The following is a 14,624-nucleotide window of genomic DNA, read 5'->3' on the forward strand; positions in this document are numbered from 1 at the left end:
AAAAAACATATTGATAAAATGAGCACCAAACAAAGTATCATTTTAAAAACTTCAAACAAGATAAACATGTTCATTCTCTATTTAGGCTTTGCCATTATTTTAATTGGCGGTCTGGGCTTTCTCATCGCTGCATTTAAAACCAGTATTTTATGGGGTCTAGGCTGTCTATTGTTTTATCCCATTTCCATCGTCTTTCTGATTTTGTATTGGCAAGATGCCAAAAATCCATTTTTCTTACAGCTCATCGGGGTCTTCATTGTATTTTTAGGTTCGATGCTGATCTCACCTGCTGAACTGAGCAAAGTCTAAGTGCCATTTTGAGTATAAAAAAACGCACCAAAAGGTGCGTTTTCATCAACATGATCCACAAAATCAGCAGCTATATGATTAGCTCATATATTTTGGCTTTTCATCAACCACTTCGGCATGCCATTCATCCACTTGTTTTTCTAACAGACCAAACAATGCAGCCTGAATCATTTGCTGAGCGATCACACTCATTTGATCGCCCAAAATATTGCGTAATTCTTCATTGAATTGGATAGTCACCAAAGGCTCTTTTTCTGAGCCTGCATTACGCAATGCCAACTCACCACCTTCCAATTGAACCAGCTCTAAAATTGCTTCCTGGTTCCCAAAGAGTTCTTTCAACTGTTCTATAGACATATATCCCTCCATGCGCAACATGGTGATAAAGGCATCTGCACTTTGTATTACTTAGATAATCTTATATCGGGTTAAATAAATTTATTTCAAGTAGCAATAGTCCGATTAGAACTCCACCATCTCGTTACGAAATCCATCAATTAATTGAGTTAGATCACGATGCCATTCACGCAAAATAGCGGTATCTGGTAACCATGCTTGCGGTGTTTGGGTAACTTTAATAATTAAATTTGAAGATGTTTCATCTTCTGGCTCTGGTGCAGACGGTTCAGGTGCATACTGACACATACGATGTGCACGTTTCAGCTCTGCAATAAAACCCTGCTTTGCCAATTGCTGCATAACAGTCACTTCAGGTGATATCTGACCTTTTTCAGCCATCAGCGTTTCAATCGACTTTAACGTGGGCGCAGGATCATTTAAACGATAGTAACGCACCAACTCTTGTAAAAACGCAAGTACTGCACCATGCAAATGAAAAACTGCTGCTTCGCGATAAGCCTGAGCTTGTTGAACATGATCAGTCTGCTCGGCTTGCTGACATGCAAGACGGGTAAAATATAACTTTTGATTGGTACGATCAGCATGAAAGCGAGCAACACGAGACATGAACAATTCCCTAAATTTTGGCGTTTTTCTACATGAATAAGCTTAAACGGATTTTTAGGAAATTCACAATAAATATTATGGATGATCGATTTCAATTAAATAAATGTCACGCTTGGCAGGAACAGGCATATCCCAATCAATCATCCTGATATTTTCCAGACGCCAAGCCCAGTACCCTGCTGCCCAATATGTCGCCTGCGCTTGGTCTACCTCTGTTTCAGTCCATGCATGAACGTCATATACATCGACCATCGCCACTGCACGTCCAATATCTTCATCTCCGCTTTCATGTAAGTAGCGTTGATTTTCCACGATCACTAAATCTTTTAAAGGCAAATGTTCGGGCTGCCATGAGCGGACTTCAAGCGTTTTAAGCCCACAAGCAATGTTCGAACCAGATGGCGCAACAATCGACAAAGCCGAGTAGCATTTTTTCATAGATCACTGATAAAAAAAGGAGCGTAACGCTCCTTTTTAAATTTATGCTTTAGGCTTATCTTCAGCCGCTTTTACGCGAATACCCGCACCTTTGACTTTCAAAGTATTCAGGCCTTTAATCGCTTTTACAGCTTCACGACCATTTGGCATTTCGACAAAACCAAACCCTTTCGATTTACCTGTGCTTGCATCCATAACAACAACAGCAGACTCTACTGCGCCAAATGGTTTAAACAGTTCAACCAATTCTGCTTCAGTAACTGAACGCTCTAAGTTACGTACTAAAATTTTCATTCAATCTTCCAAATAGACAGCATCATCAAAAAGCATTTGTCTATTTTGCTTTTTAACTTGCGTGTAAATCACGTCAAAAATCTATTTTAATCGAGATCGATACCAAAATCTAAATTAATCGATTTTCTTTCGATTAACGCACTTTTTACGGTTTGCTGACGGGTTTTATAATGTGTTTCCAAACTACATAGGTTTCGAGTTAAATCATTCATAAAGTAACTTTCTACTTTACGCCCTTGCTCATCGACAGTTTCACGCGCCCAGTGGTTCAAGTTTTGCTTAGTCAAAATCAATTCATTTTGCGCACGTGTCAGCGCCACATATAACACCCGACGTTCTTCTTCCACTTCATCGAAATTACCTTGGGCACGTGCATGCGGATATTGCCCTGGTGTGACATTCGCCACATAACAGACTTTTTGCTCCGTTCCTTTTGCCGAATGAATGGTAATTAAAGTCACGACATCACTATCTGATTGCCGTTCAATTTCAGAAATAGACACAGGATCGAGCACATACTCTTCAAGAAATTCACTGAGCTGTGTATGCTTTGATGCCAGTTGTTTCACCAAATCAAAATCCCCGACACGGCGGTTCCAATCTTTTTTATAGTTTTCTTCCAGCTGCTCAGAAATCGCTTGAACAGCCAAGCTTACACATTCTTTGACTTGATCTTTCAACACCGACATTTGCTTCATCATCAGAATCGCTTGGTCAGGTACTTTGCCAAACTTTTCCAACTTGGTTGCAATGGCTTGCATTTCTGGCTCAAGTAAAATCTGCTGCGATAACTTACTCGCACCGACATCACCCACACCATTCCATAAGGTTAAAAAGCGCATCCACGCGATATCATCTAAAGGATTGGCCACTACACGCAGTACACTGAGCAAGTCTTTTACATGGGCTGTTTCAAGTAATTTCATGCCGCCAATAAAGCGATACGGCACGTTTGCGGCAATACAGGCTGCTTCAATATGACGAGCAGCAAAGCTTGAACGCACAAGCACCATATGATCCGACCATTTGCTGCCTTCGAGGTAATGACGTTCTTTAATGTCGATGGCAATCCATTTGGCTTCATCAAACTCATTCGGGAAAATATGCATTTTCGGCTTAATCCCTTCACCACGATAGGCATCTAAGCGTTTGTCATATTTAATTTCGCTTTCATCCAACAACCAATTCGACAAGTCTAAAATTTCTTGGGTTGAACGATAATTTTTTTCGAGTTTGAAAATCTGTGCGTCTGGTACACGCTCTTTGAAATGATGAATGTTTTCAAAGTCCGCACCACGGAAGCCGTAAATCGACTGTGCATCATCGCCAACACAGAACAAACTGACACGTTCTTTTAGTGGCTCAAGTAACGCCCATTGCAGCGGATTGGTATCCTGCATTTCATCAACCAACATGTGGCGACAAATCGAAGCGACATAATCGACCAATCCATCTGATTCCGCCAAGGCTTTCGCCACAATCGCCAAGATATCGTCATAATCGAGAAAACTACGCGCACGTTTACGAGCTTCGTATTCTTTCATGATATCCGCGATTTGATCTTTTAAAGCAAAGTACTCAGGCATTTGCTTTTCCATGGCAATGCTAAGTTTTTGACGCGTATTCCGCGCAAAAGAATATAGGTCACAGAGTTCTTTTGGCTTGGGCAAGTGATTGGGGTTTTTCTTATCATCACGGCCACGAATCAGGCGGAACATCATGAGTTGATCATCACGATCAATAATCGAAAACTGTTCTAGACCAAAGGCTTTTGGAATACGGCGCAAGAGGTACATACAAAAGGTATGAAAGGTTGATGCACGTAACCCTTTGGCTTGCTCACCTAGAGCCAACTCCACACGAGCAACAATTTCACTCGCTGCACGGCGAGTAAAAGTCAAAATTTGAATTTGATTGGCAGGCACGCCTTGATCAATTAAATAAGCTGCACGCGCCACGATGGTTTTGGTTTTACCACAACCTGCTCCCGCCAAAACCAAGCTATGCTGTGCTTCTGTTGTTGCGGCTTGTTTTTGTTGAGGATTTAATTCATCAATCAGGTTGGCTAAACTCATGTGTACTCATCATTTTATGGATAGGTATAGTTTAGCAGATTGAAAAAAAATACATGCTAATGTAGGATCAAAATTACAACTAGAAAAAGATAAGTTTATGAAAAATTTTAAGCTAATTAACCATGTCCTTCAGCCAATTTTATTACTCATAATATTTACAAATCATCCATCTTATGCAAAAAAATTGACTCAAACTGAATTTGATCAGTTGATAAGTAAAAATAATCAGAAAGGAATTCAACTCCATGATGATCTAGCTGTAGCTCTAATTTCTGGCAATCATAAGCTTATATCCGATAATTTATGTGCAACTTATAAAATGAGTAAAGCACAATATGAAATTGCTTCAGAGAATTCTGAATTATTAAAAGCGAAACGGGCAAAAGAAAATGCAATAGAAAATATAAAAAACATTGAAAATATAATTCCAAAAAATCAAAAACCAATGGAAAAATATTGCAAAGATTCTCAACCAAATTAATCATATTTTCTAACTATGATTATCTTAAAACTCACTAGATGCATGTATAAATTTTACCTTGATTTTTATTTCAAACATCTCATCACATTTCTACAGCAATGTTCCAAATTTAGTTCCGCATTTTTTAATGCATCTTCCAACTTACAATCTGGTGGATTAATCCCAACAATCTGTGTGAAACCTAAATCATAGAGTTCTGTTATTTCCTCACCCACTAGACCAGCAAAGGCGATCACGGGTTTATTAAACTTTTTTGCAACCTGCGCCACACCAAATGGTGTTTTACCTAACTTGGTTTGATGATCAATTTTCCCTTCACCTGTCAGCACATAATCTGCCTGTGCTATTTTTTCCTTCAACTGAGTTTGTTCAATGACCAATTCCACACCTGATTGCATCGATGCACCTGCAAAAGCCATCAACCCAAAACCTAATCCACCTGCAGCACCTGCACCTGCTACATCACGTAAAGCACAACCCAGTGTCGCTTCAACCACATCGGCATAATGACTGAGGTTCTGATCTAACTGATGCACCATCTCCTGCGTTGCGCCTTTTTGCGGGCCAAAGATATGGGATGCGCCATTATCACCACATAGTGGATTAATGACATCGCTAGCAATGATAATCTCTGTTTGCGCTAAACGTGAGTCGATCTGCGTCAAATCAATACTGTTAATTTGATCGAGACAACCACCACAAACTGCTATTTCCAAGCCATTTTCATCTAAAAATTGTGCCCCCAAGGCCTGCGCCATACCTGCACCGCCATCATTGGTCACACTCCCGCCCAAGCCAATGATAATTTTACTTACTCCGAAGTCTAGAGCAGCCTGGATCATTTCGCCCGTACCATAAGTTGACGTCAGTAAAGGATTTCGCTGAGCAATATCGACAAGATGAATACCATTGGCTTTTGCCATTTCAATCACCGCAGTTTTTCCACCGTCGATCAAACCGAAATATGTCGTCACACCTTGATTGGGCAAAGGACCTGTAAGCGCTATCGTCACTTTTTGACCGTCGCAAGCACTGAGTAACGCATCTACAGTTCCCTCACCGCCATCTGCCATTGGCACAGCGATGACATTTGCGTCAGGTATGAGCTTTAAAATTGCACGCTGCATCGCGTCACAGGCTTGTTGAGCACTCATACTTTCTTTAAATGAATCGGGCGCAAGAACAAAAGTGGTCATCTAAATGCTCAAAATAAAACTTGTCCTCAACCATAACGGTTTTAAAATAGCAGGTATATCTAAAAACATCAGAAAGGCTCGAAATGTCACGAATCAATCTAGGTCAGTCTGCACCTGAACAGTATAAAAAAGTTGCAGAACTTGATGCACTGGCAATGCAAAAAATAAATGAGTCTGGCCTAAGTGAAGGTTTAGCCCATTTACTGAAATTACGTGCATCCCAAATCAACGAATGTGCATTCTGTATTCGCATGCATGCGCAAGATGCACTTAAAACAGGTGAAAGTATTGAACGCATTAGCCTACTCAATGCATGGCGTGAAACTGCGTACTACGATGAAAAAGAACGTGCAGCTTTAAGCTTGATCGAAGCAATTACATTGATTGCCGAAGGCCAAGTTCCCGATGCAGTTTATGAAGATGCTTTGCCCTTTTTAACAGATGAACAAATCAGTGCCGTGGAATGGCTGGCTATTGTGATCAACACATGGAACCGAATTGCAATTAGTAGCCGCTATAGCGTGAAACCTTAACGGGTTGTACACATTAAAAGTGAATAAAAAAAGAGTGCCTCAGCACTCTTTTTTTATTTATCAGATCCGCAAGAGGTTTACTGCTCTGCTGAGCTTTTCGGCACTTCACGTCGAATATAAGAAGCCAAAGTAAGGTAGTTGACCCCTTGGAATAAAATATCAACCGCCAAGAATAATCCTAATACCCAAAATGGCGCATCAGGCGACATCAAAATGATCCCCCCCGTAATCAAGGTCAATAGACCTGAAAATAGCGTCCATCCCCAACCTTGAAATGCTCGAAATAGCACAGCATTAAAGATACGAATGACCCCTGCAATAATCAAGATGATCGCCAATAAATTAGTTAGGACAATGGCCGTTTTAACAGGCGTTGTAAAGGCATAATAGCCTGCGACCAAATACAACACACCAAATAGTGCCCAGAACCAGCGGTAGCCGCCTTCAAAAATTTTAAATGCCGCGATGAAGTGGATTACACCACCTAACATCATCAGCACACCAAAAATATAAATGACAGTGATTGTCGCGAATGGCAAAGCTGCCAAAAGGACCAATCCGAAGACCACCAATAAAGCACCTAAACCGAGATACCACTTACGGTTTTCATGGAGCTGACTGCGAATTAAATCGTTGCCTACTGTTCTCATGTTTTTTCTCAAATTATTCGTTATTCAATGGATTATGCAACTTCATGATGAAGAAAAATAAAAGAAAAGTCCAAATCTTATCCACACTGCCACTTGAAGCTGTGGATAAAATATGCTTTATCCACATTATTTTTTCCATCCCACTTCAATCGCTGTGACGTCATTCACCACAGTATCAGCTAAATCTTCAGGCATTTTACTTTGCGTCTGTGAAGTTGGAATGTGCCCAGCCATTAGTTCAGCTTTACTTTGTGGAAACAAAGGCTGCCGCTCAGGTTCTGCATAACCGACAGGGAAGATAGGCTGACCTGTGGCCAAATCATATTTATCAGTTGCACCAAAAGCGTGTAATAACTCATGGGCTAAAACGATTTTATTCTGCGCTGTCTGTTTATTCGATGCAAATATATTCACCGATCCAATTCGACCATTTTCCAAAGCTGTGGAATGTTTAAGTTCTTTGGTTTGAGTCGGATCATAATAATTTAAAAATAGCGTGACACTCGAAACACCATCTACATTTTCATGCTGCTGCCAAGCATAGTAGCGGAATTTCAAACTCCATAAGATAACGTCCAACATGCCAGCATCATTGGGTACTTTGGGAGGTAAAACTTTCAGCTCACGACCTAACTTAAAATACACATAAGTCGGTTGCCCTCGGTATTTCTGTGCTGTCGCTTGTAAATATTGTTGAACATCATTTAAATCATTGACAGAGAGCTGCTGTATATAAGCTTGTGTGCTCTCTCGACCATCTGCATTAATTGGATGTAACAATACAAAGATCGGTTTACTCCAGTCTTGGTTTTTGTCTTTATAGGCATTGACTGCGACCACTAGTAGAATCAGCAGTAAACACAGTACCCGAATTTTTTTCCACATTCCCCAAGATCTCAATTAATTTTTAGCATTTATTTTCAGAATTAAAACAGAACATTCTTAAAATGTCTTGGACAATTTAAAAGCTCAATAGATTGCCTATCATCAAATATCCCTGATCAAAAGACATAAAAAATGCCGACCGAAGTCAGCATTTTATTGATTTTAAAGCTTAAGCCTCAACCCACTTACCGTCTTGGTACACCAAAGACCATTTGGTTTGTTTGCCTTCAGCATTTTCAGAACCAATATATTGCGCTTGGTTCTTACGGCTGAATTTCACCAATGTTGGGTTTCCTTCAGGATCGACATCCGGTGCTTGTAAGATGAACTGATATTTTGCATCCAACTGATCTGCGACAGAACGTAGTTCAGCCACTTTCGGTGCACGAGTTTCACGTACTTTCGGGAACTTACTTGCAGCTAAGAATAAACCTGCTGCGCCATCACGAAGAACAAAGAAGTCATCATGTTTGGTTGAACGTAAGTGCTCCATTTTAATCGGATCTACACGTGGAGGTGCAGGCTGACCGCTCTTCAACACTTTACGTGTATTGTCACAGCTATTACATGCAAAGTAAGGACCGAAACGGCCTGTCTTCAATTGCATTTCGCCATCACATTTGTCGCAAGGAATGGTTGGACCATCATAACCTTTGATTTTGAACTCACCTTCTTCAAGCTCAAAACCAGCACAGTCTGGGTTATTACCACAGATATGCAACTTACGCCCACCATCAATCACATAGCTATCCATGGCTGTTTCACAGATTGGACAGCGTTTTTTCGACATTAAATCTGCTGTTTCAGCCGAGTCATCGTCAGACAGTGCAGCCAATGATTCTACAGGTGTCAGGTTTAAAGTTCCCTTACAACGCTCTTTTGGCGGTAAGTTATAACCTGAACAACCCAAGAACACGCCTGTAGTCCCTGTACGAATCTGCATCGGACGGTCACATTCTTTACAGTGCACCGCATCCACTTCTACAGGTAAATTACGGCGCATGCCATTTTCACCCTGAGCTGTGGTTAAGCGTGTTTTAAAATCACCGTAGAAGCTATTGAGTAACTCTTTCCAGTTACGATCACCATCGGCGACTTTATCCAGCTGGCCTTCAAGGTCTGCCGTAAATGCATAGTTCATCAAGTTATTAAAGTTTTCATCGAGACGGTCTGTCACGATTTCACCCATTTTCTCGGCGAACAAACGACGGTTATCGAGCTTCACATAACCACGGTCTTGAATGGTTGAGATAATCGCAGCATAAGTCGATGGACGACCAATCCCTTTTTTCTCAAGCTCTTTGACCAATGATGCTTCAGTGAAGCGCGCAGGTGGTTTGGTAAAGTGTTGAGATGGATCTAATTTTTCAAGCTTGAGTACTTCCCCAACTTTTACAGCAGGTAGCAGTACATCATCATCCGATTTGTTTTGGCCACGCACTTTAGTGAAACCATCAAAGACCAATGTACGGCCTTTGGCTTTGAGTTCAACACCATTGGCATTGACTAAAATCGTTGATGATAAATATTCTGCAGGGGTCATTTGACATGCAACGAACTGACGCCAGATCAGGTCATAAAGACGCTGCGCATCACGCTCTACACCCACCAAACTATCGCCTTTTAGCGCTACATTTGATGGACGAATCGCTTCATGGGCTTCTTGCGCACCAGCTTTATTGCCGTAGCGATTTGGTTTAGCTGGTAAATATTTTTGACCAAACTCAGTTTCGATATGACCACGAACCATATTCACAGCATCATCACTCAAGAATGTTGAGTCTGTACGCATATAAGTAATAAAGCCCGCTTCATATAAGCGTTGTGCCAGCATCATGGTTTTCTTCACAGAAAAACCTAAACGTGTACTCGCTGCTTGTTGCAGTGTAGACGTGATGTATGGCGCACTTGGATTAACCTTAGTTGGTTTGTCTTCACGTGCTGAAACTGTGTAGTCGGCATCTTTAATCAGGTTCAGTAAAGCATCCGTTTCAGCTTTATTGTGCAGTTTTAAAGTCTTGCCATTTTGCTTCACCGCTTCTAAGCGGATATCGTCTTTCTTTGACTTGGTATCTGCAAAAACTTGCCAAAACTCTTCTGGAATGAAGGCACGAATTTCACGTTCACGCTCAACCACAAGTTTTACAGCCACAGATTGCACACGACCTGCCGATAAACCACGGGCGATTTTTTCCCATAAGAGTGGCGAGATCATAAAGCCCACAATACGGTCGAGGAAACGACGGGCTTGCTGAGCATTGACTTTATCTGTATCGAGGCGAGAAGGATGTTTAAACGCTTCTTGGATGGCATTTTTGGTAATTTCGTTGAACACCACACGTTGATAACGTGAGTCGTCACCGCCAATCACTTCTTTTAAATGCCAAGCAATTGCTTCTCCTTCCCTATCCATATCCGTTGCGAGATAGACCTCGTCAACTTGCGATGCAAGCTTTTTCAGTTCCGCAACAACATGTTCTTTGCCCGGTAGGACTTCGTACTGTGCCTTCCAGTCATTTTCAGGGTCTACGCCCATACGATTAACCAAAGCTTTTTGTGCTTTTTTGGCTTTTTCAGCTTCAGTTAATTTTGCACGAGTTACAGGCTTTTTCTCTGCTGTTTTACTCGAGCCGCCTGTAGGTAAATCACGGACATGACCCACCGATGATTTCACGATGTAATCAGAGCCCAAATATTTATTGATTGTTTTCGCTTTTGCAGGCGATTCCACAATCACTAACGCACGCTTTTTCCCAGCATCGGCAGATTTTGCTGTGGTACTTTTAGATGTGGACCGAGGAGCGTTCGCCATAGTTAACCATCATTCCTGTTTAATAGGTTTTTTAAAATTTAAAGTTCAGCCAATGAATGTAAAAATGCTTTCATATCATCAAGCTGTGTGGCTCTTAAGTCAGATTCTTCGTTCCAATAGAGTCCTACACAGTTTGCCTGCATATCAATAGCATAAATGCCCTTTAATGTAATGGCTAAATCCTTGAACTTGTCATCACCATGTACCAGTTCAAGTTTGTCATCGACCACTAAAGCACGCATTAAAGGCAAACGCGCATCTGGAATCAGCACACTGTAATACGCCACCATACTGGCACGTTTTTCAGAAGCCATTGGAATCTTGGTCCAAGCAGGTGCAGCCACTAAACGTGGGTGCAGCCCCATCTTACGCGCCTTCTCGCGCATAATGCCCAAGGCTTTTTCTCTAGGATTTACTCGAAGTCCAAAAATCGACCCAAGTACAAAGACCACAATAAAAACGGTAACCCAGATTCCAGTATTTTCCATAGCACAACCTTTATATTCCTTTATTAGAGTTGCATAAGCGCAATATAAAACGCAAGTTCACTCGATAAAATTAATTCAGGAACATCTCATGGCTATATAGCACTTCGTGACCATTCCAATAGATATATCCTTTTTCGATCAACTCTTTAAGTAATAGTCGAACATCAGATTGTGGGAACATTTGCTCCAATAAATCACGTAAGGCGTAGATATCTTTTGGTTTATCTGACTTTAATTCATGCAATTTTCGGATCACTTCCATTTGCACAGGATCAATTTTATTGAAATTTTTAAATAAGCCTTGCTGTGCAGCCTGAATCATCGACGCCGTATCATCAGTATTTGAGGTTTGTTCTTCGAGTGAAGCAGTAAATGCATTCAGGTCTGTCTTTATCGGCAATGCTGTTTCAGCAGTCGTATTTAAATCTAGCTGCACCCATTGTTTGAGTACTTTTTTTCGAATCGAAATCTGCTCATCAAAGCGTTTGACGATTTGTAGATTGATCAACATACCGACCAAATGCTGAGCTTTTTCGCTAGAGACTTGCAAAATATTCATCAGCGAGTTTTTCAGTTTATCCAAACTGTTTGGCTTGCCACTGAGTTGTTCCAGACCATCACAATAGTGTTTAATCAGTAATAAATCAGGTTTATTCCGAATGGTTTCTAGGTCAGGAATTTTATACTTAACTTTATGTGAAACTTCTTGTTCTGACTGAATTTGAATAAGATGTGCGCTGAGCCCAGAGCCATCCAATTGTTCCATCAGTAATTCAATATCAGGCATTGCTGAAATCACTTCAATATGCACATCTGGATCCATCAAGGCCATCAGTTGCCCCACAATCACCGCATATTCAAATTCTTTTTGCGGCGTTTCTGGAATATCCAAAACCACCAATTGACCACTCGCGATCCACCCTGCAATTTCAGTTAAATCTTCAAGTGCATATTCAAATTTTCCACTGCAGCTAAACACATACAAAGTACTGTAATGTTCAATGATATTGCGCAATAGATTTGCTGTGGGCGGGTTATTTTCCAAATCTAGCAGGACAACTTTTTGACTCATGAGATGAAATAATGGGTTTCGATCAGCAGATGCGGTGCATTAGACCTGTCACGCTGCAAAAGGTCAAATAAATTTACACCAATCCACAGCTTTGGCGCTGATTCGTCATCTGCCTGTCATTCAAAATCGACATTAATAATGCGGTGGGCGGTTGGTCATTGGGTCAAATGCTGCGATGCCTTCAGATAAATCTGCCGATTCAATACGACGATACAACATCTGCATTTGTTTCTTTAAATCAGCGATTTCGGCGTTTTGACGCGCAACTTGATCATTCAGTTGGTCAACTAAATCATCTAAAAATGCAATTCGGACTTGCAAATCTTCAATGGGTGCGGAAAATGACGCCTGTTCATCAAGATTTTGTTGTGTAGTCAATTTACACTCCTCATATAAGATTTCAGGAAACATTATGGCCTATATTACTTTAAGGGACGTCCAGCTTGCATTTGGCGGACCTTCCCTACTCGACGGCGCGAACTTCAGTTTAGAACGTGGCGAGCGAGTGTGTCTAATCGGTCGTAATGGTGAAGGTAAGTCTACTTTACTTAAACTGATTGAGGGAACTTTATTGCCAGACGGGGGTGAAGTTTCATTACAAAATGGCATTACGATTTCAATGCTTGCGCAAGATGTCCCCATGGATTCGGGCAAAGTCGCTGATATTGTAGCCGATGGTGCAGGTGAAGCTGCTACTGTACTGCGTGCTTATCATGAAGCCAGCGAAGCCTGCGTACTCGGCGATATGGATGCCTGTGAGCGCATGGGTAACTTACAACATCAGATGGATCAAATGGATGGCTGGTCACTTGAAACCAAAGTGAATGCTATCCTCAGTAAAATGGGCCTAGACCCAGAAGCTGACCTTGCAGATTTGTCTGGTGGTCGTAAGCGTCGTGTTTTATTGGCACGTGCTCTCTTGACGCAGCCCGATGTCTTACTACTCGACGAACCAACCAACCATTTGGACGTTGAAAGTATTGAATGGCTCGAAAAATTCCTGCTTGATCAAAACAACTTAACCCTGCTGTTTATTTCACATGACCGTTCATTTGTCGACAGCATCGCAACCCGTATTGTAGAACTTGACCGCGGCATTTTGCGTAGCTATGAAGGTAACTATTCACGTTACCTCGAACTCAAAGCTCAGCAAATGGAAGCGGAAGAAAAGCAAAATGCGCTATTCGATAAAAAACTCGCTGAAGAAGAAGTTTGGATTCGTCAGGGCATTAAAGCGCGTCGTACCCGTAACGAAGGTCGTGTTCGTGCCTTAAAAGCATTGCGTGAAGAGTCTAAAGCGCGCCGTTCACAACAAGGTAAAGTGAGCATGGCAACGCAAGATGCGCAGCGCTCAGGTAAAGTGGTCTTTGAAATTGAAAACTTAGCTGTGCAATTTGGCAACAGCGCGCCAATCATCAAAGATTTCTCGGCACTGGTATTACGTGGTGACCGTATCGGCTTAGTCGGTGACAACGGTGTGGGTAAAACCACCCTTATCAAAGCTATTTTGGGTGAGCAAGAACATACTGGTACAGTGAAAACAGGTACACAGCTTGAAGTTGCTTACTTTGATCAGCTTCGAAATGCACTTGATCTTGAAAAATCAGTGAAAGATAACGTTTCTGAAGGCTCAGACCATGTCGATGTCAATGGTAGCCGTCGTCACATCTACAGTTATTTACAAGACTTTTTATTCTCTCCAGAACGCGCACGTACACCGGTTAAAGCACTGTCTGGGGGTGAGCGTAACCGTATTCTGTTGGCGAAACTGCTACTGAAACCATCGAACCTTATCGTGATGGACGAACCGACCAACGACTTGGATATGGTAACTCTTGAACTGTTGGAAGAAATGCTCAGCGCTTACAAAGGCACACTGTTACTGATTTCGCATGACCGTGCCTTTATGGACAACGTGGTGACATCAACTTGGGTCTTTGATGGTAAAGGTCAAATCGATGAATACATCGGCGGTTACCAAGACTATTTGGAACAGCGTCCTGACCAAACTGTCGTGGATCAAAAAAGCGATGTGAAAAAAGCCATGGCTAAAGCCGAAGCAGCGGCTGCCGCTGCCGTGCCTAAAAAAGTCAAGCTCAGCTATAAAGACCAACGTGCCCTAGAACAACTGCCGACTGAAATTGAAGCATTGGAACAAGAGCAAGCTGAATTGTCTGAAAAATTAGCTGACGGTTCTTGGTTCATGACTGACGCCGATGCTGCGACCAAAGCATCACAGCGTCTTGCTGAAATTGATGACGAAATGCTAGAAAAAATGGAACGTTTAGATGAGCTAGAAACGCTCGCTAAAGGATAAATCTACAAATATTCCACACAGAAAAAGCCGTATTTCGATACGGCTTTTTTTATGTCATATGACTCGACTGGATGGCTAACCTAAATGACGCTGTTTCAAATTGGAGCA

16 protein-coding genes are annotated in these 14,624 nt (G+C 41.6%); 4 read left to right on the forward strand and 12 right to left on the reverse strand.

The features are described 5' to 3' along the window. Nucleotides 1–66: 66 nt before the first annotated feature. Nucleotides 67–309 carry a hypothetical protein gene (locus tag FTT99_RS10620; RefSeq protein ID WP_180024452.1) on the forward strand — a complete coding sequence of 81 codons (243 nt, stop codon included), beginning with the start codon at nucleotides 67–69 and terminating at the stop codon, nucleotides 307–309. A gap of 78 nt (nucleotides 310–387) precedes the next feature. Here the strand turns inward: FTT99_RS10620 and FTT99_RS10625 are convergent, their stop codons facing one another. The 5 genes from FTT99_RS10625 to FTT99_RS10645 all read right to left on the reverse strand — a co-directional run bounded on the left by FTT99_RS10625 (nucleotide 388) and on the right by FTT99_RS10645 (nucleotide 4,082). Further along, entirely contained in the window at nucleotides 388–666 is a 279-nt protein-coding gene (locus FTT99_RS10625; protein WP_078192732.1) for a hypothetical protein, read from the reverse strand. A 105-nt stretch (nucleotides 667–771) separates the two neighbouring features. Continuing rightward, nucleotides 772–1,275, reverse strand: coding sequence for a DUF6586 family protein (locus tag FTT99_RS10630; RefSeq protein ID WP_180024453.1), 504 nt, complete (start codon nucleotides 1,273–1,275; stop codon nucleotides 772–774). Between the two features lie 75 nt (nucleotides 1,276–1,350). Further along, complete coding sequence (locus tag FTT99_RS10635; protein WP_180024454.1) at nucleotides 1,351–1,713, reverse strand: ASCH domain-containing protein; 363 nt, start codon at nucleotides 1,711–1,713, stop codon at nucleotides 1,351–1,353. Nucleotides 1,714–1,755: 42 nt separating this feature from the next. Beyond that, complete coding sequence (locus tag FTT99_RS10640) at nucleotides 1,756–2,007, reverse strand: RNA-binding protein (RefSeq protein ID WP_078189697.1); 252 nt, start codon at nucleotides 2,005–2,007, stop codon at nucleotides 1,756–1,758. A gap of 86 nt (nucleotides 2,008–2,093) precedes the next feature. Beyond that, the gene (locus FTT99_RS10645) at nucleotides 2,094–4,082 is read right to left on the reverse strand and encodes an ATP-dependent helicase (RefSeq protein WP_168377891.1); all 1,989 of its coding nucleotides are present in this window, start codon (nucleotides 4,080–4,082) and stop codon (nucleotides 2,094–2,096) included. A 97-nt stretch (nucleotides 4,083–4,179) separates the two neighbouring features. Between FTT99_RS10645 and FTT99_RS10650 the strand changes: the two genes are divergently transcribed. Then, on the forward strand, nucleotides 4,180–4,563 hold the full coding sequence (locus tag FTT99_RS10650; protein ID WP_180161447.1) for a hypothetical protein: 384 nt from the start codon (nucleotides 4,180–4,182) through the stop codon (nucleotides 4,561–4,563). Between the two features lie 65 nt (nucleotides 4,564–4,628). Here FTT99_RS10650 and FTT99_RS10655 read toward each other — a convergent pair whose 3' ends face one another. After that, nucleotides 4,629–5,759 carry a glycerate kinase gene (locus tag FTT99_RS10655; protein WP_180131677.1) on the reverse strand — a complete coding sequence of 377 codons (1,131 nt, stop codon included), beginning with the start codon at nucleotides 5,757–5,759 and terminating at the stop codon, nucleotides 4,629–4,631. An 83-nt stretch (nucleotides 5,760–5,842) separates the two neighbouring features. On the opposite strand from FTT99_RS10655, the gene FTT99_RS10660 reads away from it, so the two are divergent. Continuing rightward, nucleotides 5,843–6,292 carry a carboxymuconolactone decarboxylase family protein gene (locus tag FTT99_RS10660; RefSeq protein ID WP_180026607.1) on the forward strand — a complete coding sequence of 150 codons (450 nt, stop codon included), beginning with the start codon at nucleotides 5,843–5,845 and terminating at the stop codon, nucleotides 6,290–6,292. A gap of 77 nt (nucleotides 6,293–6,369) precedes the next feature. Here the strand turns inward: FTT99_RS10660 and FTT99_RS10665 are convergent, their stop codons facing one another. The 6 genes from FTT99_RS10665 to FTT99_RS10690 form a co-directional block, all read right to left on the reverse strand. Next, complete coding sequence (locus tag FTT99_RS10665) at nucleotides 6,370–6,942, reverse strand: HdeD family acid-resistance protein (RefSeq protein ID WP_180131680.1); 573 nt, start codon at nucleotides 6,940–6,942, stop codon at nucleotides 6,370–6,372. Nucleotides 6,943–7,068: 126 nt separating this feature from the next. Next, nucleotides 7,069–7,827, reverse strand: a complete 759-nt coding sequence (locus FTT99_RS10670; RefSeq protein WP_168377896.1) for a hypothetical protein — start codon at nucleotides 7,825–7,827, stop codon at nucleotides 7,069–7,071. A gap of 169 nt (nucleotides 7,828–7,996) precedes the next feature. After that, nucleotides 7,997–10,639, reverse strand: coding sequence for a type I DNA topoisomerase (gene topA / locus FTT99_RS10675; protein ID WP_180007162.1), 2,643 nt, complete (start codon nucleotides 10,637–10,639; stop codon nucleotides 7,997–7,999). A 38-nt stretch (nucleotides 10,640–10,677) separates the two neighbouring features. Next, the gene (locus tag FTT99_RS10680) at nucleotides 10,678–11,127 is read right to left on the reverse strand and encodes a hypothetical protein (RefSeq protein ID WP_078189705.1); all 450 of its coding nucleotides are present in this window, start codon (nucleotides 11,125–11,127) and stop codon (nucleotides 10,678–10,680) included. A gap of 70 nt (nucleotides 11,128–11,197) precedes the next feature. After that, nucleotides 11,198–12,199, reverse strand: a complete 1,002-nt coding sequence (locus FTT99_RS10685; protein ID WP_180161449.1) for a hypothetical protein — start codon at nucleotides 12,197–12,199, stop codon at nucleotides 11,198–11,200. Between the two features lie 132 nt (nucleotides 12,200–12,331). Continuing rightward, nucleotides 12,332–12,577, reverse strand: a complete 246-nt coding sequence (locus tag FTT99_RS10690; protein WP_078189840.1) for a SlyX family protein — start codon at nucleotides 12,575–12,577, stop codon at nucleotides 12,332–12,334. Between the two features lie 34 nt (nucleotides 12,578–12,611). Between FTT99_RS10690 and FTT99_RS10695 the strand changes: the two genes are divergently transcribed. Further along, nucleotides 12,612–14,516 (forward strand): ATP-binding cassette domain-containing protein, encoded by a 1,905-nt coding sequence (locus FTT99_RS10695; protein ID WP_078192744.1) that lies wholly within the window; start codon nucleotides 12,612–12,614, stop codon nucleotides 14,514–14,516. The last annotated feature ends 108 nt before the right edge of the window (nucleotides 14,517–14,624 follow it).

It is taken from the genome of Acinetobacter sp. YH12040, assembly GCF_013420005.1.
In the GTDB taxonomy this organism is placed as follows: domain Bacteria; phylum Pseudomonadota; class Gammaproteobacteria; order Pseudomonadales; family Moraxellaceae; genus Acinetobacter; species Acinetobacter amyesii.

Bases quoted from the DNA above. Each gene is read 5' to 3' on its own strand.
- FTT99_RS10620 (WP_180024452.1), top strand. From the start codon at position 67: ATGTTCATTCTCTATTTAGGCTTTGCCATTATTTTAATTGGCGGTCTG.
- FTT99_RS10625 (WP_078192732.1), bottom strand. From the start codon at position 666: ATGTCTATAGAACAGTTGAAAGAACTCTTTGGGAACCAGGAAGCAATT.
- FTT99_RS10630 (WP_180024453.1), bottom strand. From the start codon at position 1,275: ATGTCTCGTGTTGCTCGCTTTCATGCTGATCGTACCAATCAAAAGTTA.
- FTT99_RS10635 (WP_180024454.1), bottom strand. From the start codon at position 1,713: ATGAAAAAATGCTACTCGGCTTTGTCGATTGTTGCGCCATCTGGTTCG.
- FTT99_RS10640 (WP_078189697.1), bottom strand. From the start codon at position 2,007: ATGAAAATTTTAGTACGTAACTTAGAGCGTTCAGTTACTGAAGCAGAA.
- FTT99_RS10645 (WP_168377891.1), bottom strand. From the start codon at position 4,082: ATGAGTTTAGCCAACCTGATTGATGAATTAAATCCTCAACAAAAACAA.
- FTT99_RS10650 (WP_180161447.1), top strand. From the start codon at position 4,180: ATGAAAAATTTTAAGCTAATTAACCATGTCCTTCAGCCAATTTTATTA.
- FTT99_RS10655 (WP_180131677.1), bottom strand. From the start codon at position 5,759: ATGACCACTTTTGTTCTTGCGCCCGATTCATTTAAAGAAAGTATGAGT.
- FTT99_RS10660 (WP_180026607.1), top strand. From the start codon at position 5,843: ATGTCACGAATCAATCTAGGTCAGTCTGCACCTGAACAGTATAAAAAA.
- FTT99_RS10665 (WP_180131680.1), bottom strand. From the start codon at position 6,942: ATGAGAACAGTAGGCAACGATTTAATTCGCAGTCAGCTCCATGAAAAC.
- FTT99_RS10670 (WP_168377896.1), bottom strand. From the start codon at position 7,827: ATGTGGAAAAAAATTCGGGTACTGTGTTTACTGCTGATTCTACTAGTG.
- topA (WP_180007162.1), bottom strand. From the start codon at position 10,639: ATGGCGAACGCTCCTCGGTCCACATCTAAAAGTACCACAGCAAAATCT.
- FTT99_RS10680 (WP_078189705.1), bottom strand. From the start codon at position 11,127: ATGGAAAATACTGGAATCTGGGTTACCGTTTTTATTGTGGTCTTTGTA.
- FTT99_RS10685 (WP_180161449.1), bottom strand. From the start codon at position 12,199: ATGAGTCAAAAAGTTGTCCTGCTAGATTTGGAAAATAACCCGCCCACA.
- FTT99_RS10695 (WP_078192744.1), top strand. From the start codon at position 12,612: ATGGCCTATATTACTTTAAGGGACGTCCAGCTTGCATTTGGCGGACCT.